General features: G+C 32.8%; 21 protein-coding genes. 2 read left to right on the top strand and 19 right to left on the bottom strand.

Translation table 11 applies throughout. The features are described from left to right. Positions 1-40 precede the first annotated feature (40 nt). The 3 genes from AC3WSO_RS00505 to AC3WSO_RS00495 all read right to left on the bottom strand — a co-directional run bounded on the left by AC3WSO_RS00505 (position 41) and on the right by AC3WSO_RS00495 (position 2,197). Positions 41-628, bottom strand: a complete 588-nt coding sequence (locus AC3WSO_RS00505; RefSeq protein ID WP_492527835.1) for a hypothetical protein — start codon at positions 626-628, stop codon at positions 41-43. A gap of 13 nt (positions 629-641) precedes the next feature. Then, positions 642-1,010 (bottom strand): RNase A-like domain-containing protein, encoded by a 369-nt coding sequence (locus tag AC3WSO_RS00500; protein ID WP_492527833.1) that lies wholly within the window; start codon positions 1,008-1,010, stop codon positions 642-644. Positions 1,011-1,078: 68 nt separating this feature from the next. Then, positions 1,079-2,197 (bottom strand): RNase A-like domain-containing protein, encoded by a 1,119-nt coding sequence (locus AC3WSO_RS00495; RefSeq protein ID WP_492527831.1) that lies wholly within the window; start codon positions 2,195-2,197, stop codon positions 1,079-1,081. A gap of 948 nt (positions 2,198-3,145) precedes the next feature. Here AC3WSO_RS00495 and AC3WSO_RS00490 point away from each other — a divergent pair. After that, the gene (locus tag AC3WSO_RS00490) at positions 3,146-3,787 is read left to right on the top strand and encodes a DUF6088 family protein (RefSeq protein ID WP_492527829.1); all 642 of its coding nucleotides are present in this window, start codon (positions 3,146-3,148) and stop codon (positions 3,785-3,787) included. A 159-nt stretch (positions 3,788-3,946) separates the two neighbouring features. On the opposite strand, the gene AC3WSO_RS00485 is transcribed toward AC3WSO_RS00490, so the two are convergent. The 16 genes from AC3WSO_RS00485 to AC3WSO_RS00410 form a co-directional block, all read right to left on the bottom strand. Beyond that, positions 3,947-4,534 (bottom strand): hypothetical protein, encoded by a 588-nt coding sequence (locus tag AC3WSO_RS00485; protein WP_492527827.1) that lies wholly within the window; start codon positions 4,532-4,534, stop codon positions 3,947-3,949. 15 nt (positions 4,535-4,549) lie between these two features. After that, a complete protein-coding gene (locus AC3WSO_RS00480) occupies positions 4,550-5,536 on the bottom strand; it encodes a hypothetical protein (RefSeq protein WP_492527825.1) in 987 nt (328 codons plus the stop codon). Next, complete coding sequence (locus AC3WSO_RS00475) at positions 5,533-6,090, bottom strand: hypothetical protein (protein WP_492527823.1); 558 nt, start codon at positions 6,088-6,090, stop codon at positions 5,533-5,535. Before AC3WSO_RS00475 ends, AC3WSO_RS00480 begins: the two co-directional genes overlap by 4 nt. Before the next feature lie 18 nt (positions 6,091-6,108). Then, positions 6,109-6,483: a hypothetical protein gene (locus AC3WSO_RS00470; RefSeq protein ID WP_492527821.1), complete on the bottom strand. Its 375-nt coding sequence runs from the start codon at positions 6,481-6,483 to the stop codon at positions 6,109-6,111. Between the two features lie 66 nt (positions 6,484-6,549). Then, positions 6,550-7,020 (bottom strand): ABC transporter permease, encoded by a 471-nt coding sequence (locus AC3WSO_RS00465; RefSeq protein WP_492527819.1) that lies wholly within the window; start codon positions 7,018-7,020, stop codon positions 6,550-6,552. A gap of 62 nt (positions 7,021-7,082) precedes the next feature. Beyond that, positions 7,083-9,143, bottom strand: a complete 2,061-nt coding sequence (locus tag AC3WSO_RS00460; protein ID WP_492527818.1) for a hypothetical protein — start codon at positions 9,141-9,143, stop codon at positions 7,083-7,085. 3 nt (positions 9,144-9,146) lie between these two features. After that, on the bottom strand, positions 9,147-11,075 hold the full coding sequence (locus AC3WSO_RS00455; protein ID WP_492527816.1) for an ATPase, T2SS/T4P/T4SS family: 1,929 nt from the start codon (positions 11,073-11,075) through the stop codon (positions 9,147-9,149). Next, complete coding sequence (locus AC3WSO_RS00450; RefSeq protein ID WP_492527814.1) at positions 11,072-11,878, bottom strand: hypothetical protein; 807 nt, start codon at positions 11,876-11,878, stop codon at positions 11,072-11,074. Before AC3WSO_RS00450 ends, AC3WSO_RS00455 begins: the two co-directional genes overlap by 4 nt. Positions 11,879-11,882: 4 nt before the next feature. Then, a complete protein-coding gene (locus AC3WSO_RS00445; protein WP_492527812.1) occupies positions 11,883-12,755 on the bottom strand; it encodes a P-loop NTPase family protein in 873 nt (290 codons plus the stop codon). Further along, positions 12,752-13,714 (bottom strand): hypothetical protein, encoded by a 963-nt coding sequence (locus AC3WSO_RS00440; RefSeq protein WP_492527810.1) that lies wholly within the window; start codon positions 13,712-13,714, stop codon positions 12,752-12,754. Before AC3WSO_RS00440 ends, AC3WSO_RS00445 begins: the two co-directional genes overlap by 4 nt. A 45-nt stretch (positions 13,715-13,759) precedes the next feature. Continuing rightward, positions 13,760-15,157: a hypothetical protein gene (locus tag AC3WSO_RS00435; protein WP_492527808.1), complete on the bottom strand. Its 1,398-nt coding sequence runs from the start codon at positions 15,155-15,157 to the stop codon at positions 13,760-13,762. 133 nt (positions 15,158-15,290) lie between these two features. Beyond that, positions 15,291-16,358 carry a hypothetical protein gene (locus tag AC3WSO_RS00430; protein WP_492527806.1) on the bottom strand — a complete coding sequence of 356 codons (1,068 nt, stop codon included), beginning with the start codon at positions 16,356-16,358 and terminating at the stop codon, positions 15,291-15,293. Between the two features lie 103 nt (positions 16,359-16,461). Next, entirely contained in the window at positions 16,462-17,184 is a 723-nt protein-coding gene (locus tag AC3WSO_RS00425; RefSeq protein WP_492527804.1) for a hypothetical protein, read from the bottom strand. A gap of 829 nt (positions 17,185-18,013) precedes the next feature. After that, the gene (locus AC3WSO_RS00420) at positions 18,014-18,643 is read right to left on the bottom strand and encodes a hypothetical protein (RefSeq protein ID WP_492527802.1); all 630 of its coding nucleotides are present in this window, start codon (positions 18,641-18,643) and stop codon (positions 18,014-18,016) included. Positions 18,644-20,174: 1,531 nt separating this feature from the next. Then, on the bottom strand, positions 20,175-20,753 hold the full coding sequence (locus AC3WSO_RS00415) for a hypothetical protein (RefSeq protein ID WP_492527800.1): 579 nt from the start codon (positions 20,751-20,753) through the stop codon (positions 20,175-20,177). Further along, on the bottom strand, positions 20,746-21,960 hold the full coding sequence (locus tag AC3WSO_RS00410; protein ID WP_492527798.1) for a hypothetical protein: 1,215 nt from the start codon (positions 21,958-21,960) through the stop codon (positions 20,746-20,748). The genes AC3WSO_RS00415 and AC3WSO_RS00410 overlap by 8 nt, the downstream gene beginning before the upstream one ends. A gap of 529 nt (positions 21,961-22,489) precedes the next feature. Between AC3WSO_RS00410 and AC3WSO_RS00405 the strand changes: the two genes are divergently transcribed. Further along, entirely contained in the window at positions 22,490-23,911 is a 1,422-nt protein-coding gene (locus AC3WSO_RS00405) for a hypothetical protein (protein WP_492527796.1), read from the top strand. Positions 23,912-24,005: the final 94 nt, after the last annotated feature.

Below are 24,005 nucleotides of genomic sequence, written 5' to 3'. Positions count from 1 at the left end.
AAAAACCTTCTCAGTTTTTAATTGGTTGAATTAATAATTATTAAGATAATTTTTTAAACATTTCTTGAATAAAGGAATCTCTGTATTCAGATTCTAAAATATAGACTCCTTTGTCATTGGCTATTTTCAGTAATTCTTTCTTTTTAGTTTCATCATTCTCGCTAAATGTTTTTTCTACATATTGCAAATCCTGCTTGAAATGTTGAATAAATGTATCTCCTTCTCTTTGAATATCGATTGCAATAAAATCAAAAGATAAAAATGTGTGCGTTGGAATTATAATTGTGTCAAGCGTATAATTTAGAGCTTTCATAGGAACATAAGAAATGTCTTCTTTATATTCATATTTCTCGATAATAGGTAAAATTTCATTCACTAGTCTTTGTATTTCATCAACATCACATACTTGAGTATTTTCTAAGTCATAGACATTAATAATATCTTGTATTTTATCATATTGTTTTTGAGCTAACAGTTGTTTAAAATATAGAATTTCTTCTTTGAATTTGAACCGGTCTTTTCTAGATACTTTCCTATAATCGATAACTGCATCTTCTAGTTGTTCCCACTCAATCATTGGGTAAAAATGAGCTTGTAAAAAATACTTAGTTTCATCAAAGTTTTCCATTCAGATCACTCCCTTATTCATTGTATTCTATTAATGGCGCCGTGAAGATTATGTAAAATCCTTCTTCAGAAAATCCTGATTTCTCCAAAATAATATAACTTTTTGTTAGATCTGTATACTCTTGTTTTGTGCGTTGTGAAATCCCATAGCCAATAGGATATTGATGGCTAGTTTCTAATCTAATGCGTCTACGTGAATCATCGGAGTCTTCCCATAACCATTGAGCAATCTCTTCACTATGCATATTCATTATTTCATTGACAATTTCAATCGCCATATCTCTGTTATAAAAGCAAGTAATATCATTAAATGAACTTCTTGTTTTTCTTTCAATTTCCTCTTTTGATAAATCAAAAAACATTATTTCTCTGTTTGACATCATTCTTTCAACTCCTTTAAAACGTATAAAAACTAAGTTAATAAATAATAAACAAAAATTCAAGTTTTTAATTATTTAACATATGGATATGCTGTTTTTACAATAAAGCCATATTCATTACTATTATCTTTCATTAGTACTACTACACCTGTATCAAGTTTGTCAGATTTTTTATATTGATTTTTTTGTTTATTATATTTGTATCCATATCCTAAAGGGGTTTTAGATTTGTGTTTTCTAGAAGCAAAATCCTCTGTTTTGTCTGATTTTAACCAAGTAGCAATCTTATCAGCTTCGTCAACTAGAACATTATTAACAAATTCTTGCATGACTTTATGATTTGAAAATTTACTAGCCCCCGTTCTGGATTTGGTTTTAGATTGGGCTTGTAATGCTTCATCAGTAACATTCATATGATATTTTAGTGTGTGTCCACGATCTATACCTTCAGATGAGTTAATAAGCTTTTTCGTATCATCAACACTCATTTTTTTGATTTTTTCAGCTGATGTTTTCACTAAAGCTTCTTTTAATTTTTTTGAAGTTTTTTCATTTATACCAAATTTGTCTATAATTACATTAGCAAATTTGCTCAGCTTTTTAAAACTTGGTCCAGGAACAAAGTCAACTAAAGCCATTGCAATATCTTTAACCTTTGATTTAGGGTCTACTATTGTTTGATAAAGATTATAAATGTCCTTTGCAGTTCCCACTCCAGGGATAAAATCAGTCACAATATCAAAAACAGTTTCTGCAATATCCCAATATTTATTTTTTGAAGATTTAGCCGCAAATAATTCTCTTGATTCTCCTGAAATTTCAACGGTATCTAACGATGCTATTCTTACATCGTTCATGCTATCGAGATTGTTAAATGTAAGCGTTGTACCGCCAATACGAGAAGAATCAACACCATAAATAATATGATAACCAGTATCTGATATACTATTAGTTGAATTGTTAGAACTTGAATTAAATTCTCTGTTAGTAACTTGTGACCCTACAGCATTTTCTACTTTAGATTTTAATTTAGTGATATTTTCTTTAGGAATTTGTTTACTACCTTTAGACGAAATACTAGTGTTTGAGTTTTTTTCTAAGGCGATGTCCCTCATAACTTTTGTGACTTTTTTTGTGTCAATTTGATATGTACTAATTTTTTTACTAGGACCGGGAATACTTCGAACCATATACAAAACCACCTATAATTTATTTTTGAATTTTTTTACAAGAATTTAGTATATGTTACCAAAGTTGGATTAGCAATTTATTTCCGTGTGTATATTTCTGTATATTAAGCAAATTTATTCTCTTTTAAACTCAAATATTAAGAAATAGGAATATAGAAACTATTGTGAAAATATGTAATTATATGACAAGTAGAAGTCCTTTAGATACAGTGTTAGAAATAAACATGAGGTCTAACGGTGTAAAAAACTCTGTTATATTCGGTGACAAAGGGATTATTTACGATTAAAGGGATAGGACATTTAAACCTTACACGATAATTAGCAGATAAGTCTCTGGTACATTAATTTGAGGAGTAAATACTTACATCTTAAGTTGGTATATAACTTCCTAAAATGAATTCCGAATGTGTAAATCTGGTTATTAAGTAAAAAGAACCATTTTAACAAGAGGTTAATTAAAAGGTTTCTTTTCTTTTTGAATGAACATTCCTTTTTATAATTCTGCTATAAATTTTATCCTACTTTCCATGCCTAGTTATGTCTAGCTCATGCGGTCGGAAATTCCTAGTCGTCACGATCTCAAAAACTTGAACTAAATTGACCAAATTGTACCAAATGATATATTGAGTCCATGTTTGATTAAATGACTTTTATGTTCCGCCACACGGTAGAGCAATTACTAAACACTTTCTTAAAGTGTTCAAACGAATTCACTTAACAGGGACTCGTTTGAACTTTTTTGAGAAAGTGTTTTTTGTTGTTCTCAAGCATAAAGAAGGATGGTATAAAAGTGATTCTTTAAAAAGGAGAGTTAAAATCGGCATATGGCCAAAATGAGAAGGGAGAGCAGTCTTCAGTTATCCTAATACTGTCACTTTAACATCTCCAGTGCATAATCGTTACTTCAGAGAATATGAAGTGTTATAATTATAATTAGGGATGTTATATGTGAATAAGGTATATGAATACATTATTAATGAATATGGATATGACGAACCAGTATTTTTAAATGAACTTAGAGAACAGTTATTAGATATGACGGATTCAGCAATTCGCCAAAATTTGAGACGATTAACGGCAAAGGGCAAGTTACTAAGAGTAGAAAATGGAGTTTATTATGTACCAAAAAAGAATAGCATTTTAGGAACTCCATACGTAAATCTTGAAAAAGTTGTAGTAAGAAAATATATCAAACCTAATGACAATGAAGTAATAGGTTTCACATCTGGTATTAACTTTGCAAATCAGCTTGGTTTAACGTCACAAACCGCAAGTGTAAATACGATTGTTTCCAATAAGGTGACGAGGACAAAACGTCAAGAAATAGGAAAAAAACATGTTATATTAAAATGTTCAAAAGTACAGGTAACACAAAAAAACTATAAGATTCTTCAGGTATTAGATTTATTAGAGGACTATAATCGCATAAGTGAAACTTCATTAGATAGTGCTAGTTATGTAATTAAAGAGTACTTAAATGATGTAAAGATACCTTCAAATGAGTTTAAAGAATATATTAAGGAGTTTTCAAAAGAAACTTTGGTAAGAAAAATGGAAACGGGGCTATATAATGTAGTTACACGAAGATAAAACAGCATTCGAAGAATTAATACCACTCGCAGCTGATCATTTCGGATTTCAATCTTTTCAAATTGAGAAAGATTACTATGTTTCTGTAATAAATTAAAAACCTGCTATCCATAATGATAATGGAATAGCAGGTTTTAACGTATTCGTAATCATATTTCTTTAACACCCATGTAGTGTACCACTATAAACAGATATATCCAACCAGTTACCATCCAATAGCAATATACAATTACCTTCAATCGTTTGGTATTGCAGAATATCGCCTTTTTTGCATTTGATTGATTGTCCGTTGATTTGTATATGGGTATCTGAATTGAATTCAAAAACACCCATTACATATTGAATGTTCTCATCACTACTAATGAATTCTTTATCATTAATTCCATAGACAGTAACATCACGAGAAACAAACACTATGGAAGAAACTTTTACCTTGAGACCAGGCTTTAAACTTCTGAATATTACCCCATTCTTAGAACAAGTTTTAACATTAGAACCTTTCACTACTATTTCACCAAATGTCATTGTATACTGGGGTTCCTCGATACTCTTAATGAAATAACCATCTTGAATTTCTATATAATCATCTTTAACTTCGATAATGTCCTTTGTTTCCCCAATTTTCAGGTACTCTTTTACCTTCTCATAAATATCATTTCTTCTCCGGTATAGAGATGTCTGGAAGTGAAATGTTATTCTCCCTATCGGAACTCTTGTATATAGGTGCTTCTGTTGTAATATCCCCATTAATTAACCCCTCCTTTATTTGTTAAGACAAGATAATTCACTATAACCTTTAGCAGCTGCATCCTTTTTAGAAGAATATATTTCTTGTACTTTATAAGGAAAACCACATGATTCGTACCAAAACTTTTTATAGCCATCAACTGTACCTGCAAGGATACGGTCATTAAATTGAAGTCTTGTACCTACAAAAGCATATTGTTGATAAAATACATTCCCTAGTTTAGAAGGATACCCCTGGAAAAATGCTAGAATTGAAACATCATCAACAGTGTTATACCAATCTTCTTTTGGTATATAAGGAAACATAAACTTATAGGTGACATCTAAATGCTTCGTATATACGTTATGCTCATTAATATAGTAAGCTAGTTGTTCTTGTAAGGTATTTACAATCGTCGTTCGTCTCACATTATGAAAATTCTCTTTATCTTCTAAAAACGAAACCGTTACACCTGGATCATCAACAAGTTCTTGTCGTGTACCTTCAAACCATTCACCTAAATCTACATCATACACCTCCACCTCTTCATCGATCGTGAAGTTAATGATATTTCCTTCCTTATCCGTATAAGCGAATGGTATTTTGGGTAGCCATACACGATTTAATACTCTGTCTCCCCGTTCGTCCTTGTACTCTTTATAAACATTAAGTAACAAACCATCATAGTCAACAACAGCAAAAACGGGTACATAGCGGCCCAAACGATCCATCGAATAATCCATTTCAACTCCGTACTGCAATGACAAGGATTTCATAAATGTTTCAAATGCTGGTTGAGGATTTACTGGATTGATTTTATAAGAGTCATATCCGTTTTCTAATTCCGTCTTAACATTTGTTCTCAAAATGTTTACCGCATCATGTACTGCTGCTGTCATGCCAACTTCATGTTTATGATTTAGTTGCATAGTTTCTTTCGCATATTGATAACGATATTCTGTAAATAGTAAGGGCACAGAATAGATGATAATGAACAAAATTATGTAATGAGGTAATTTCATTTTTTATCAATCCAATCTTGGTTTTGTACCATGCCTCCATATGGGAAAGCAATTTCAGGGCCATCACTACCTGCACCACCCGATAAGAAATCAAAAAGCATAGTCGACTTAAACTTAGTCTTGTTTTCTACATTAACAGAGAAGAAATCTCCGTTTTCTAACTTATAAATGCGCTTATCATACGGGACACTTGATTCAAATAATGTCTTTTTGATTTGCTCCCAATATATACCTGTATATTGAACCTCATACTCTCCAGTAAAGGTGTTAGGATTTGCCGGATCTTTATAGACAGGGGTATATTGCTTTTTCTGATGTTCAATTTCAATATCAAATAAAACTTCATTGCCGGTGTGTAAAGAGTTAACAAAATCCTCATACATAGAAGGAGTTATGAACCCTTTTAATCTAACGTTATCGACAAATTCTGTAACAGAATTATATGTATTTATATACGCTAGATCTTCCTGTTTCTTATAGTTTTGATATGTGGCATAAAAGAACAAGACAGTCATGAGAATAACGGCAAATATCTTCACAATCGCATTTGGCATTTAAATCACCTTTCTCCATTATTTTGTAACATAAGATATATAAGCAACTTTCCCCTTAGTATCGTATGTAATGGATTGAGAGTAGTTAGCATACTTTGAAATATAAGAGAGCTTGTCCTTTACATCCTTTGGAGTACTAAACGTAGTTCCGTTCACTTTTACAGTAATCCCATCAAGATTTAGCTTATATATTGAACTTATAACTTCTGCGCCACTGAACAAGATTTCTTCAGGTATCTTTGTCTGCACAGAATATACGGTATCTACTGTTCCAGGAGAGATTTCAAACTCTTTTTGAATGTTAGTTATAGGACTCAATGCATAAGCCAAAGCTATTGCAAATAGTAAAGCTGATAAAGCGATATTTATCGCTGAATATACAGAACTATTCATAAATAAGGTAGGGGCTAATCCGTATGAAGTAGATAAGCCCCCTTCCTCCTTTCCATCTAAAATGGATTATTGTTTTTCTTGCACGAATTTAATTGCTCGAATAACACCATTTGAATCACGGTGTACCGAAGCAGCAAACATACCAGCTGGGTTTATATACTCATTATGTGTAACATTAGTTGTTGTAGAAATGTCTGAGGCTCCAGTTTTACTTACTTTGTCACCATCAAATTTTGCATGATACCATTGACCAGTTTGATTTTTACCAGTTTGAACATTAAGAGCGATTTGTTCATCTTTAGCTTGTGCTTCGAAGCGGCGTAAAGCTGTTAACACTTGTGATCCACTTACTACTGTATTGTCATATACTAAGTATTTTTGGTCTTGCAATTCTGTTGTGCTGGCTGCGAAATCTTTTGTTACTGACTTTGCTGAATCTGCAGCAGGTGTAAATACCATAATGGCAATACCAATTAAAACGAGTGCTAGTATAATTCCTGCGGCGAATTTGAGTGCGGTTGCTGTTGTCTCTGACATGAAATAAAAACCTCTTTTCTTATATTTTTTAATTTATGCTATTGGCAAATTGCCAAGAGTAGCTAATTGTACAAATTAATCATATTTTCGGACTCCTTAACAGCAATATAAATAACTGGGAATACCAAATAAATGACGGTTAGACATACTAGAGGACCTAATCCTAAGAACTCCCCTATTTGACTTTTCTTTTCGAGAGAACGTCTTTGTTCTTCTCGACGTTGTTCTAAGTAAAATTCACGTTCCATTTCAATATCATTGAAAGCTTCTTTAATAGATAACCGTACAAGTGTCAGCTTTAAGCGCTCAACAATTTGTTGGAAAGGCTCGAATGTGTTGTTTTCAGAAAGTTTTACAAGTGCCATTTCTGGCCCACTATCGAACTCTTCAATTGCTATTGTGATAGATTTTTCAAATGCAATAGAGAATCGTTGTAACCAATTCAGCATAATCGATACGCTCATACCTTCGAAATCTCTTAGGATTGAAATCAAAACAAGTAGTTGATATACTTCCCTCTCCATTAATTTCAAACGTGCTTTACGTTTGAAAATTAAAATTTGGACTGGGATGAAGTAGCTAACAAATGCTATTACTATTGCAATTAAAACTTCCCACCATTGAAGAAACGAATTCGATACAATTTCCCACTTACCAGTAATACGATTGTAGGTATTCGTTACTTCTATATCATTTACTTCAAGATTTAATTGATCAGCAATCATTTCACGAAGTTTTTCTTCAGAAGGTAGAATGGTCATATTCTCTAAATCTTGAATAACACTTTTGTCAAACTCATTTTTATCTATTTCAGCCATCAATTCTTTTTCAGTTAGCTGAGATGTAAACAGTGATTGTGATGCAACTTGATTTAGCACACTGTTGGTTTCTCTGTAATGAGCAAAAGTAAAAGAAGTTACTAAAATAATAAATACTGCTAAGCAAGAGAGGATTTGTTGTAACGCCAATTCTTTTACTTCTAAATTTTCATTGGCATCTTTAATTAATTGTTGACGCTCATGATACTTTTTCGTAAACCTTTGAGGTGACAATGCTTCACATAACTTCTCTAATAAAGGAACCTTCTTAAATAGCCATGCTTCCCATTTGAGCCTTGTCGGTTTAAACTCTGTTGCATTGTCATTAATTTCTTTCATTTTCCTAACAATCAAGTAGCAAACAACACTAATCGCATAAACAGCAATTTCTGATAGGAATCCAATCCTTGAACTATAAAAAGATTCAGTCGTTGGAAAATGTGAAATTGACCAATTTTTTGTGGGTAGTGCTAAGAAAATCGGAATCAATGCTAATGTGCTTATACTACGTAGTGCATAAGACAATTTCGATCGATATAGAATTTCATCATTTAGCTCTTTATTAATTGCTGTTAAGCCTTTTACAAACGAACTACCGTTTTTTTCGTCGATGTTGTCGCCCCGATCTTTTACCAAAACAGCAAGGCCGGCAAAGACACGTAGATAACGTGAAGGTGCAACTTCTTCATATGCTGCTAGTTCTTTTTCTGAATCAAGATCATTTAGAATCTTATTAATACGCTCCGCATGAACCTTCATTTCAGGACCTGCATATTGAATTGAATCAAATACAGCTTCATCTACCATTTTCGTTTGTTGGTAATTAAAAACTACTCTTACAAGATAATTTTTAAGTTGTACTAGTAAACGGTTTTCAACTCGATATACGAAGAAGTCAATCAATACTCCAGATAACATTAAGATCCCTAGGGAAATCCAGAACACTATTAACCATGAAGGTCGCATTATGAGAAGAACAAGACATCCAATACTAAATAAAGCGATTATAGAGAAAATAATTTTCATTACTTCTCTGCGAAGTGTATATTCATCATAAACTGATAGTGTTTCTAATTTTTTACGTATCTTTATAAGAACTGTCCGTAAAATCGGAATTCTTAATATAACGTTGTATCCTTTTTGAGTATATTTATTTAGTATCCTAGGGAAGGGTATTCCCTTCTTAACACCAATCGTTTCTTGTCTCTTACGCTTAGCCCGCAAATATTTATAGTATTGGTTGACTACATACAGAATTGTGATGATTAGGGCAACCACAACGATAGATTGGACAAGCATATTCATCTTTTACGCCCCCCAATATTGATTAATAAATTGATCAAACTGTTCTCGATCTTCCTTTGCTAACTCAAGCTTAATTTCTTCCATCTTCTTATCAGACATTCGGTTTACTGCTATATATTTGCCATCTTTAAACTCTAAGATTGTATTTTCAACAAATTGTTGAGTCTGAGTCTTCTGATGGAAATAGTTAGAAGCCAAGTTAATAAGTAAGTCCATTTTAGATTCGTGGTCTGTTGAATTTTTTAAAGCTTCGAAAGATGACTTTTCATCTTGATAAGTAATTGCTACACATTCAGTAATTCTCTCAACATAGCGCTCACCAGTTGATTTGTCCTGTCTCATATGAATGTCAAACTCTAAAACACTTACTACCTGCTGTTCTGCAATTTTTTCATCATTGAACATATTAGTTTTTAACAATGAATTTCGAAGAGCGAAAACTAAATCTGGAAACGTTTTTGCGTGATGTGTAAACCAAGTGAACAATGAAGCAACTTGAGCTGATTGAATCATCCATGCAGCAACTGGGTCCGTTGCAACCTCACCTAAGATAGTTACATCCCCATCTGTCTTCTTCCCTAAATCTAGGCCATCTTGTCCACTGTAAGTTTCAGTTTCTTGGAAAGATAAGATATTACGGCTTGGATACTGATTTCTAAGATTTAACTCAAATTTAGTCTCGTGCACACGTAAATTCAGCGCAGAATTTATGTATTCAACCAAAGCCATCAAAAGTGTTGTTTTACCACTACCTTGTTGACCAGTTAAAGCAAGTGTTCGATTACCTTTTACCAGAAACATAAGCAATATTAAAAGTACATTACTATTTTCTTGTTGAAACAGTTCTTCTACAGATACCTTACGAGAGTTGTACTTTTTCCTAATAAAGTAAGCCCACGACTCTGTTAATTTTGGTCGCATTACTGTTACACGAGAGCCATCTGCCATCTCATTAATAATCGCCGGCTTTGTTTCCGAGAGTTGACCTGGATAACCATACTTATAGACATTGTTTGTTACACGTCTTAATTCAGCCTCAGCTTCGAAAGATAAAAATGAAAAATGTATACTCTTTCCTCGGTACATTACCCATGCACTATTTAAAGCCGTAAAGCCTTGTTCTGAAACGTGGTCCGCAAAAGCTCCATCTATTTTAGGATCATTCTCTTCATCCAGATAATACGGATCAACATTATTCATAAGGTTAGTTAACCTTTCAGGTAAACCCGAAACGCCGCCGGAAGTTCCATCAATATTCATGTCTCGTATTTCATCAATAATTCCAAAGCCTTTATAATGGCTATAAATTCTCTGAGTTAGAATTCGTAACTTATCCTCTAATCTCAATGGATAATTAAAGACAACTTGTTCATAAATATTATCTACCTCATCGGCTAAAACTCGATATCCCCCATCCTCTTTAGGATCATTTAATTTAAATGTTTCAATTATCCAACCTAATGCGTTGTATTCTTCAGTTTGATATGCAACGTATAAAGCAGTATCAAATTTTTCACGAGGTGTCATTTTTGACGGAACATTAAATGGAATTGCAAAGTTAATAGTCGTTTCATCAATTTTTTTATCTTTCTTTAAGAAATCATAAATATATTCACGAACTAGTATTTTTGCAGAAAGATTCCCAGTATTACAGTTTTTAAGGGCATCCCTTAACTCATTTCTCCGTCTCTTTTTACGGTTAAATGCTTCTTCTGTTAACCCTTCTTCATATAAATTACCTGTAGTGTTAGAGATCATTTTTTCACTTATATAATCTTGCAATGCTTCAACGGAATATTCTTCTTTGTTAACTGCCTTTTTTACATCCAAACTATTACTATCTTTTTTTGCTTGGACTAGTTTCAGTAAAATTAGGAAAAGAATCAAAGATAATATACCTATGATGATTAGAAGATTCAGTGAATAACTCATTCATCTTCCTCCTCTATATCTTCTAACTTAAGTTTTTTTGCGATATGCTTATTCACTATTGCAAGTGATTCAATAAAATCTTGAATTTCCAAACCTTTATTAGAATTTGCTACGCGATAAAATAACTCAGTAATACTAAATGTGTTCGAAGCATCCTTAAACTTACTCGAATAGTTTACTGGTAATACAGGATATTTCTTGCTGTATTTACTTTTGATCTTTGAAATTCCTGGTTTAACATTTTTATCATATTGGCTAATTAAAATAATGATTTCCTTTTCTCGTAACTCTGGTGGGAATCCTTCGCCAGAGAAAAACTGCTCAATGACATACCTATTTTGTGGCAGGTTGACAATGACTAAATCAGCTTTCTTTAGTAGTCTCTTTGAAGTATTACTCCTTGTTCCGGAGTGAGCATCAACCCATACTAAATCATAAGCATCTTCTGTGACCTTTAATAAGACTTCTAGTAGTTGAGGTGTTTCCAATGACTGATTTTGTGTTCCACCAAGTAAATCTAACCTTCCTTTATAAACTGTTTCAGTGTAGTCTCTTACAGCGTCTGCCTTTAAATAATTACTTTTGGCTAGCCGTTCTAATGCTTCTATCCCACTATCAAATCCCCTCGAAGTTGTCATTTCCTTTCCGAAAAGTGACTCTAGGGTTGAATAAGTTAATTGTGTATGTGTAATCAATGATTGATGAGTGTAAGTTAGTGCAAAGTGAGCTGCCAATGCAACAACATTTGATGTTGTTGCAGCTTGTCCATGTACTGGTGACCAACTAACTATCGTCTTTCCCATTCGATCACCCTCCTACTACTTCTTTTGTTTTTTTATTTACCTCACCATTTGTACTAACATTTTCTTGTTTGGAAACATTGTTTAGAACCAATCTTTGCTGAGATTGCTCTTCTTTCTCTTCATTAATTTCAGAGTCGTGATTCTTTACTTTTCCACTTGTTCCTCTGGATTTGAACCGACCAAAAAACATACCAAATGGACTTCGTTTTGAAGAAGCTTCGAAATCTTTATAGCCCATGTCATAGATCTCAGTAACAATTGACTTTAATAGTTTCTTATAATCCTTCTGCAATTTGTTATATGGAATAGTATTTTCGTGCTGCATGTAATTAAGCAATTTATGTTCTTGATCATCATATTCCAAAGGTTCATATACTAAATTAAAATCAAGTCGATTGTTTATTAATAGATTTAAATAGTCATTAGGGATTTTATGTGCTGATTCAAAGTGAACACGTTGAAGTGTTGTGATACCAGTTGCATCAACATAATCGTTAAGGATTTCAACGTCCTGAGATATAGTAAAACGAGTATTGTCACTTACATATAAGACATGGTGAAATTTTGGCCAATCATTATAGATTGGGCTACTGTCATTTGTATCTACAATAATGCAATCAAAGTCCTCAATTTTTTCATTAGCTTTTTCAAGCTTTCCAGCTAATTCTTTCCATGATTTTGTACTAACAAGAATTTCTATATCTTGGAATTCATATAGGACTTCCTTCTCTTCAATTCGAATAAAAGAATATAAGTACACGCTATTATTTGTTGCATCTACAATAAGTACCCGGTTTCCCATTGATGCAATTGTGTGACCTAAATAAATCGCGAAATCTGACTTATTTCTTGAACCTAGTAATTGAATTAATTTCATTTTTCTTTCTCGCCTCCAATCAAAGCTTGTTGGTGTTCAGCTTGATTGTTCATTGCATTTAGTCTTTCTTCTTCAGCTATTTTTGCATTTTCTTGAGTTGCTTTTGATTTAACTTGTTGATCTCCATCTTGGATCTTTGATTTTTGTTCTTCACTCATGACACGTAGATTATTTTCTAAGCGGCCACGATTTAGTCTTTCCAGTTCCATTTCATACTTATTGACAATATTAGGAGATTCTTTAATTAACTCTTGTACATTTGGTTTAATTGGATAAGTCATTGTTGACTTCTCTTGCATGTGTTCATCAACATATGGAATAGCATAAATTTTTGCTCCGTTAAGGTAAGCATCTACAATAGCAGAGCTAATTGTAAGTAATTCAGACTCACCAATGTTAAACCAAACCGTTACACCAGATAGCTTTTTTAGATGTTTCTTTGTAAGCACTACGTAATCGTCACCAGTTGGGAATTGAATACGAATGTCTACGTAACTATCAGTAGATATGTTAGATGGTAATTCGATAAAACTGTACTCTGCTTCACGAATATCATTAGTTACATTAACTGTGTCATATAGCATTGAATGCACTAGAACAGTGTTTGCTTTCATATCAGTCTTTGCGAAAAGAACAAACTTGTCGTCTCGTTTTAAATCTTGAGGTCTAATAATGTCTGCTGAAGCTGCTGCCCTTGCAACAGAAGCAGATGTTAGCATTTCAGGCGTAATCATATCCCCTTTTGCTACATCGTTCTTTAAAGCGTAAGCAGTAAAATTTTGTGCAGCTGTATTTTCTAAAACATCTAGCTCCTTTTCATATTTGTTGATTAATTCAAGTTCTCGTTCTTGTTCTTTAGTGTGCCAATAATAGAAAACTCCACTACCAACCCCCGCTGCTAATGTAAACCCTGCAACACCTGAGTAAATTAATTTTTTGGTCTTTAATCGAATACCCAAATTTCCCCCTATTCGTTCAACGAACAGGATTCACCACCTTTTTTATTAATTGAAGAATATAAAACCTAATGCTGTAACACATGCTCCTATTATTGCCGTTAACAGTAAATGTTTCTCCTTGATTTTTAATCCGTGATTTTTAAGATATACTCTTAAAATTTGCTGGTAGATTTCCCCGGACTCAGCCGGTACCTCATAAGGATTCGAATGCTTTTCAAGAGGATAAACAACATGCTTTTTCAATCTTGATTCAAGATCATTTGTTGTCTTAAAATCACTGCTTGGTACCAACAGAATAAGATCCTCTGCTCTTTCAACATTTAATAAAAATTCCTCAATCCAATGGAATTTCCATTCATCTGCCGATGCAACTACACATTTAATGTGTGAACGGTTGAATTCTGCTTTAAATGGCGAATTACGGATGTCTCCTATATCCATCACTACGAATTGATATTTCGTGTAGACAATACCTAAATCCATGTCATCTCTATATTTGATATGTGTGATACCATTAAAGTTAAATTCACTTTCACTTAACGTTATGGTCTCTCCTTCAATAAGCGAATGGATACGGTCAAAATCCATATTTTTATTTGCTTCAACAAGAGCAACGTTATTTCCAGCCCTACTTATGAATTTAGCAATACTGATAGCTGTGTTAGTGGCTCCTAGATGTTTTTCTACTGATGCAACTCCGATTACCACTGTTCCTACTACTGGTATATTGGATGTTGTTAAGATTCCACTCTTCTCGAACATCCAATCATCACCTATTGGCTCTTTCCCAAAACCCTTCTCCCCAACTGGGAACTTAGGTAACGATATCGAAGGTTTAGGTATTTTTGTTTTAGCCAGAAAGTCCATTGGTGTTTTTTGGGGTTCCAAATCAGCATTTAAGTCAGCATTAGCCTTTGCTGGATCTTCTGACTCGACTTCAGGACTACTACTAGTAAACTTAACTTCAAGGGAATGAGGTTTAGATAAATCTCTACGCCAAGGAATTTCCTTGTTTACAGTTCTGTACTTCATGGCCATTGAAAATGACATTGGATTTTTAAATGATTCAATTAAGTTATTTACCGTAAATTCAATACCATTTCGCGTGAAGAAATTGTAAATACCCATATCAAAAAATTCAGCTAATAACGGATGTCCTTCAGGATAGTCTGATAAAACTGTGAAAATCACTTTTTCGAACTGGGGTGTTTTTCGAATACTTAATACTACGTCACTTAATACTTCAAGACGATAATCATTATTCTTCTTCGCTAAGTCAGTTTTAAGTAAAATTCCATCAATACTATCTGGCTTTTCGCTTACACAAGTGATTAAGTCTTCAACGCATGACACTATATCTAAGACATTGCAGTTCGCTTCCTGCAATTTCTCCTTTAATTCCTTTGCGAATTTAGTACTTGAAGTGGCGATTATAAGATTCATTTAATCCCTCCCTTTGCAAAAAAACAAAAAAAGCACGCATTACCCCCTATAAAGGATAATGCGTGCTTCGCATTGTAAATTGTTTGATATTTAATTTGGTTACTTTATGAAAATTATCTTAGCATATCCTTTTTTAGGTTTCAATAGCCAGAAATACTTTTCTTACAAATTCTTTACCATCATTTAGGATGACCTTACTTCTAAAAACAGCCTCATTAGGTATTAAAGGTTTTAGATCTGGTATCATCGAACGCAAATTAAAGTCTGGTGAATATTCAATACCATAGAACATATGACTAACTTGCGGATAATGATTCGGAAACAGTTGAGGTGACTGTATGAACAATGCGTGCTCTGGTTGAATAAGAACCTCATCAAGCGTAATCATTGTTAAATCAGCTAGTAACATTACAATTTCCTCTATAATTGAACGTGCTGTTTCATCTAAAGATGGATATATAAAGTTCTTACTTAACTGGATAAGAGTAAGTAAGCTATCCATATTTTCGTCATTAAAGTCCCTTGCATAGTGGACGTTCATTATAGTCCACGCACCTAAAAAGAATGATTCTAATTTTTCATTAAATGTTGAACCCTTAATATGATACAAAAAATCAGTTATACCGTTATTATCATTATACTTTACTCCCCATTTAATTTCCTGAAGCTTCTCCAGATGCCTCAGCAAAATAGATTTATCTGAAGATGTCGACATTTCATCTATTGCTCTTAAATATCCAGCTAACGGGCCTTCTTCATTTCTATAATACTTCATCTGTGGTATGAAATTAGAACGATCCTTGCCGTTTATATAACATATCATCTTTAGATATAACTGAACCCATTTCAATCTTGTATCCTCAAGTTCATTTAAACCTTCTTCAGTTGGTAATAATTCGAAGTCATATAGGTTAATAACATCTTTGTCCTGATAGTCATCCTGAATCATCTCTGTACTTAAATGCAATATTCGCATCTTGTGTTTCCTTGCAGTTGATTTAATGTGTTTAATAAATGGATGATACATATCATCATGCATAAACCCTACCCTAGCAAATATTGAATGTCTCCAATCCCAAGTTATTGAAAAATCATAAGGTTTATAAGCTAAATAAAAATGATCATTAATCGCCGCATCCTGATCTTGCAGATTTTCACTTGGAATTTCTTCTGTCTCTAATTCTTCATTAGAATTTTCCATATATAATCCCCTTTCACACAAAAAGCACGCAGCAATCCCCTACTGGGATTTACTGCGTGCTTCGCTAGTAATACTATTAGTCTATTGGAAATGAATTCCGAATTCAACCTTTGGTTTGTTCGAGAATCCATTCCATCAATTTCTTATCTACAAAATCATCAATAAATTGCTCGCGCTCTTTTATCTTTTCTCTTTTAAAAATAAAACCCTCATACTTTTCAGAAGACGATTTTTTATCCCATTCAACTCGTGCAAGTGACTTGAATTCATTTTGTTTTTGCATAATTTCGAGCATTGAGCGATTTACTTGTTTTTCATTGTCTTGTTTCATTTCAATCAGTTGTTGCTGGATATCAAATTTCAAACCAATCTCATGCATTACTGTATGTTTAAATTCTTCTAATTGTTTTGTAATGTCAAGGTTGTCCTTTTTTGAATTTGTATCAGCCTCATCTGGTTTCGGACGACATGGCAAATCTCTATGTATTGCCTCGAAAATTTGGGGTAATTGCCAAGTGATTCCCTTTTGTTGTTTTTTAGAACGCTTATATGCAATAAACACAGCAATATCTAAATCCATCGGATCATAAATTTTCGTTCCACTCAACCTGTTTAAGTAATGGATTTCAGCCGATTCTAGATCTCTGAAATAATTATTAATTGTATTTACAGTTATATTTAACTCCTCATCATATTTTTGTTTAAATGTTTCATTCATAACTTCTGTAAATTCAGTGATTTTCCACATCTGCAGATATTCTACTTCTGATTCATTTGTTTTTTCATTTTCACCACGAATTGTAATTTCTGCTATTTCATTTGTCACTTATACCCCTCCTTTCTGTAACTCTTACATAGAATAAGATTATCACATTTAGCTATCGTTAATCAACAAACGCTTGATTTTAAAGGTTTCTCACTCACAAATAGTCGTATTCTTTGATAACCTACAACGTTAACATTATCCGAAGCATCTCTATCTCTAATTGATTAACATTAACACATCCGATAAAGCATTCGATACCAACCAATTAATCTATCGTTAAAGCAAATTACGACATTAATCTATCTAAGCTTTATCTCATTTTTATCACGATACTTTATCATTACCCCTTAAATAATTAACGCACGAAGTTAATATAAACCAATCTTTATCTTATTAACCATTCTATCATTAACCGTTAATAAGATAATATCTTATCTATTAATATTATATTAACTATCAATTATCCAATGCTATCAGTTAATTAACGAAGTTATAACAAGGTTAATTTAACTTCATTAATTAATGTATCCTTTAACCATCAATAGCCGAACCGAATAGCCGGAGGTTAAGTTAATTGTGTTGAATACTACAACATTTAGCTATCGTTAAACCATTAGAATAATCTAACAATAACCAATGAATACACTCCGTTTGATTATTGATCAACAAAATATACTTATAATGTATGTATATTTTATACACACATTATCATCAAAATTGTCTTTTTTAGATTTTATACGGACAAAACACTCACAATTTACATATATTTTATATGTATTTTATACATACAAAATATACTTATATCACACACACGATATAAGTATAAATCTGAAGTAGGGGGGCAAAATAAAAAAACCACTAAGAAGTGGTATAGGATGCGGGGGAGGAATTAGTTATTTCTCCAGTTATTTATTAAATATTCTTCTACTACTTTCTCAGGATCGTCTAAAGGGGCATTTACTTCATCTACAATAACCGATAACAGTGATGCCCAAGTAAATTCAGAGTTGGAATCATTATCATTAACAAATTTCATAAGCTTTTTGAGCTCTCGCATTTTGAGTTTATCCAAACCTTCTTCCAAAAATCCTCTAACAAAATCATCTACAATATCATAATCATTAATTGCATGTTCAATGAGAACAGCACAAGCTCGAGCCTTAAAGCAGCCGAGTGAATATGCTAAATCCTCAATTAAATCATTTACATCGGATGTAACCCGAATTGTTATTCTCTCACATTCCCCAACTTCTGTTCGACGGATAATGGAAGTATTCTTACAAACGCCTCTATAAAGAGTATTATCGATGACTATATCTCGTTTAAAATGCTTAGAAATCGTACCTATAATCTCGTTACTTTTCAGGGCCTCTTTACATAAGTACTCGCCAATATCTTTAACTGGCGTGTCAGTTATGTAAGCAAGCCGAGTTATTGCTGTTTTAACGTCTAAAAGAATTGTAGGTTTTATATTTTCCTTCTTATCGCTTCTAACTTTACGTTGCTTAGTGATCTGCATAATAATATCATCCCATTTCTATAAGTCTTCATTGTGCCCAGTGGGCAAGAGATAATTCCATAGTATGTAAAATTCTCTAACTGTATGAGTATAAACGAAGATTTTTGTGGGCATTATGCTTGTAAAGGGGAATACACAAATGAAGCAGGGGATGAATGTGTTACTTTCATTTGTCGAAGAAGGGGAACTTAATAGCAAAAGTAAGAATCAAACCACTATTCCCCATTAAATTTAGTAACGAAAACTGGACTATATCTCTTGCCCACTGGTCAAGAGGGTATGGGATATTTACGAAAGATCTGGTATTTTAAAAATCTGCAAGGGAGCGATAAGTCATGGAACAAAAGAAAAAGAAGTTAATTGAAGGAGTACGTGCGCATACAACAAAGTATGGCTTTCCAGTAAAAAAGAAAGAAGAAACAAAAAAGGGCGGAAAAGAGCGAAAATAGGTACACAATAATTAAAGTTCTTCAGGGTCCTTTTTAAGCAGCATAATATAATTCATTTTGCTGTTTGTACATAGCTTAATCCAAATAAGTATTAAATAATTAGACCTCCATTTACTCTCTATCAGATTCGAAAAATTCAAAGAATAAATCTTACCCACTGGGTTACAGGGCAAGACTTAATTTTATTAATCCGCTTACTGGGTATGGGATAAATCTGTTGAAAAGGAAGAGGCGGGGGACAGGTGTCATAACAAATTTGCAATGAACTAATACATTATCAAATAGTAACAGACACTAAGAGAGTTATTATGAAATATTAAATACATAATACTTCTCGTTCTGTAATCCAATCAGATTGTGGGGCAGGAAATAAATAGAACCTTTAAGTTTACTCGAATTATTAAGAAGGGTTTCAGTTAAATATGAAAAATGTTTTGTACTTATAATTGTGCCTGTCCAATATTAAGTAAGGGGGGAATATGCATGAAGAAATTTTCTTATATTTAACGGCTCTATTTGGACCTACCATAATGGGATATTCAAATACTAATGAAATATCAGGAGGAAGGGGAAGCCTCCTAAAACCTTTATAGAGATTGATAATAAAAGATTCGAAACTACACTCGGTACTTATTGTTGGCAAGGACCTGGTGAAAGTAAATGTGTTGATACCGCTGGACCTGTTGAACTATTAGAATGCAAAAAGCCCATAAAAGTTAAATCAGGTGAGAATATTACTTTTGTGATGGATTACGAACCATAACCAAATGAACTTCATCTTGTACAAATGAGTAATGACAAGGGAAAAGAAACTGAAGTTATGGTTAAAGATAAGCGTTTTATCGCACCTACACAACGTGGAGTTTATTATTATTCTTTGGTCGGATATGGATGAGAAGGAGACAAATTTATCTCATGGCGACGCTTTCTATGCATTCGTTTTAGAAGTTGATTAACTATCCATTAATTTAACCTATTACCAATCTACAAAAGTAAAAATCAAACTTAATTTCAAACCAACATTTTATTGATTCATTAATTATTAAATAAAAAACACCGTACACTCAAATGTACGGTGTTTTTTATTTATCTTTTTTCTGAGTGCTCATTTTACCAAAAGCCATCATAGAACCAGTCTTTATTGAATTCAAACCATTGCCCTTACTACTAGGTGTTGTTTCGTTATTCTCTTTTGAAACTTCATTCTGAACAGGGGAGACTAACTTATTTTTATTATCTAGCTTTTCAGATTCTATTATTTCCTTATCTTCAGCTATAGATGAATCTACTTCTTTTTTTATTACTGGACGAGACTCAGCAACAATTGCTTCTTCTCGTCCAGTAATTTCAATACTATCACTTTCCTTATCAGGAGCTACAACGCTTGTATCTTGAAAAATAACTTCTTTTGTAGGTAAGGAGATAGGTACATTATTATTAAAATTAGGTATGTTTGCATTTACCCTATAATTTCTTGGCAGCATATCATCAATATCAGTATTTCCATACAATTGATACAGCAAGATAAGTCCTAGCATGCTGGCACCAGATATATCAGATTGCTTGTTTATAAATGATAGTAGTTCATCATCAACCGTTCTATTTATATAAACCTGATAACGATCCCCATGTTTGTATTTAGTAGTTCTACGCTTAGACACTTAAAGCCTCTAGGTAAATGTTTTTAATTTCTTCAAATGCAGGGGTAAGGGCAAAAATTAATAATCCTTTAGCAGTTGTAAATTTAGGATCAGGAGCAAAGATTATCTTGTCACTGTATTCCTCTAATAATGGCATTAAAGCATTTTTATAAAGGAGGGCTCCACCACCATATAAAATAATTCGTGCTCTCGATGGCATTTTTTCATAAATACTCTTTAGACTGTCTGCTATAACAATTGCATCATCATTCAGATACATAGTGGAGAAGTTCTGTAATTTTGCAGAGTTGAAAATTTCAGTGTTGCTATAGATTTCTGTGAATTGTGTTAAAGAGTGAATTTGATCTTGTTTTTGTAGTTTATTCCATTCTGTACGAATCTTATTTACTGACTCTTTTGTACCTAATTCAAATCCCTCTGAGTTTTCATAATCAAAATCAACACCAAACATTACAGCACAATCTAATGAACCTGCTCCAATATCGCCCATCAATAACTCTCTATCTTCAAATGTAACTACCGATTTGATTGGTTCTGATTCATCATCTGGATTTTCTTCAACAATCTCATATTTTTTCAAACTACCATCAATATTATAAACAACTGCATAACTACCAATTGCACCTTCAGGTAATGTCATCGCAAATTCAATTATAATTGTTACTAAGATTTCTTCTCCATTCGGACAATGGAATTTCATTTCGTGCGTTCCAATAAATCTTTCTGCGTGTTTTTGGAAAGCCTCTTCATCAATTTGATTTAAAGGTAAAGCTAAATTCAAATCATAATGTGCAGTAATTGTCTTACTTTCAGGATTATTTATTACAGCATCTACTAATAAACCTGCAAGAACAGTTCTTGCTACAATTTCAGAGGTATGTTTTTGAGCATGTTTTGGTGTCTCTTTTGGTTTAGCTCCCATAGCTTTTAGTGTTCGTTTCCCAATAAGGTAACGTTCATTTGTTTTTGATAAAGCTTTAGAAGATAAGAAGGTAATATCTAAATGTTCATGAATATTTTTTGGCGTTATTACTTCAGTAGCTAAAAAATTGCCTTTACTTTTACTATTTGCATTTATAACGATGAGTTCAGCTGTTGGGATGGCTAGTCCTTCTTCAACTCCCTCAAAATACATCTTAGTTTCACCATTGCCTCCATCTACTCCGGCTCTTCTTACGACATTTTTGGTTGACTTCTTTCTTGTCATTTAAATTTCACTCCTATTAATTGTCCTATTGAAACACTTGTTTCTGCATTTATTATACAGGGTTAACTTGCCATTCGTCAAGATATTATACATACATTTTATACACACAAAATACACACAATATAATTATATTATATATATTATATATATTTTATACACATTTTATATGTATATTTTTCAAAAGGTCTTGCCATCCATTAAATAGTAAGTTTAATATTTTAATCAGTATTTATATTTGTTAATCCTAAGATTCACAATCATTTTAAAAAATACTCGATTTTAAGGATGAGAGTCTGGAAATTTCAAAGATGATTTTTAATCGATTCTGTCTCTGAAACTGTGGTCAAAATTGTTCCTGACAAGGGGTGCTTTAATATAGCGCTGGCAGCACTGTTTATAAGCACCTTATATCAGCGCCCTATAAAAATGGAGAATATAGCTGTTTGTCAAGTCTTTTTATCTAGTCACTTGATCTCCGAACTTCATTCACCTAAAATCGGATTACGAAGAAGAAGGGAGAGTTTAAGGAATGGCACCCCCAACATACAAGAAATTAAGCAAGAAACAATTGGAAATTTTAAGGTTTGTATTGAAGGTGCGAATGGCTAAGATACATCAAATACTCGGCTATTTAAGACCTGAACTCAGGGGGAAATCTAGACAAGATAAAGACTTCGAAAGTGGTCGTAAAGTTTTAAGCAAAACGCTAAAGCTATTACAAGATACAGGCTACATAAAGCAACATAGAGTTTCAGATTCAACTGAGGTCTATTACTACTTAACGCAAGATGGACAAAACGAGATTTATTCATTCATGGGGATCACTGAATTGGATAAGAATAAGCGTTCTGGGTTTGATTTTGACTTGGGATTTTTCCCTTGGAGAGTTCCTCCATTAGAGAACGCACATTTCTGTTTCCAAACTGAAATACAATGTAAAATTCTATCTCTAAATCGTAAGATTGAAGAAGATGCGAAAGATATTGAAAATGAACAATGGTCGTTTGGAGGAGTTAAGTTAACGAATGTATGCTCCCTTAGAGATAACTTACATGCTTCTCCTCGTAACTCAAAAATTAATGATATTATGCAATATAAGCCTGATGGCGAAATTTGTTTAAATCTTTCACGTTATGATGACCAAGGCGAGCTTATAGATACTCAAGGTGAATTAGCATATTATTTCATGGAATATGACAGAAAGACGGAATATGGTGAAAGGCTTCTTGCCAAATTCAAACGATTGAATATTCGACTAAAAGAGCTACGAGACAACGATGAACTTCGATACTATAAAGGAATGATTGTTGTATTAGAAGATCCTCGTTATGATAACAATCAAAAGACTAATGATTTACAGGTTAATTTGCGTTATCTAAATTTCTTAAAGGCTTTCAAAGCGATGTGTGGTGAATTTACAAATGAATTTAATATAATTGCTACAACAGTAAGTAATTTAGAGGATACTATACTTTCTTTGAGGTCAGAATATAACAAGGATTTGAAGTATCCATTGATTGATTCATTTAACTTTAAGGAGCTCCATAATACCTTCCATTACTCAGACCCTCATAATGATGGACTATTGTTTGATTACTTTAAATCAAAGGGTGATGTTCTTGGCCGATTTACTAACGACAGGAAATATTACTGTGTATTTTTTAATATAGAAGGTTTAAATACTCTTAAATGGAAAAGGTGCATAGAGATATTTAATAATCTTCATAAGGTTGCTTTAGATAAGAATGAAACGTATATAGTAGTTCCAATTGTTGTTTTCCGCAAATTAATCCCTTATCCCTCTGGATTAATTGACCCTTCCTTAAAGATAAGAGAAGAAGTTCTTTTCTATGAACGTTTATTTATGATGGACTTGCGAATAGGCAGACCAGTCCTTTATAAAGACCTGGAACCCATAGATTTTAAGGAATCCGTATTTATTGTTAAGTGATTTGAATTACCTTGACTTTACAAAAGAGAACCATATAATTGAAAGTAAGAAAAACAAATATTCGTACGTTCGGAAGCACCGAACCTACGCCTTA

Source organism: Lysinibacillus sp. EB106-09-02-XG168 (genome assembly GCF_058791475.1).
This window is presented reverse-complemented; position numbering and strand designations above follow the sequence as displayed.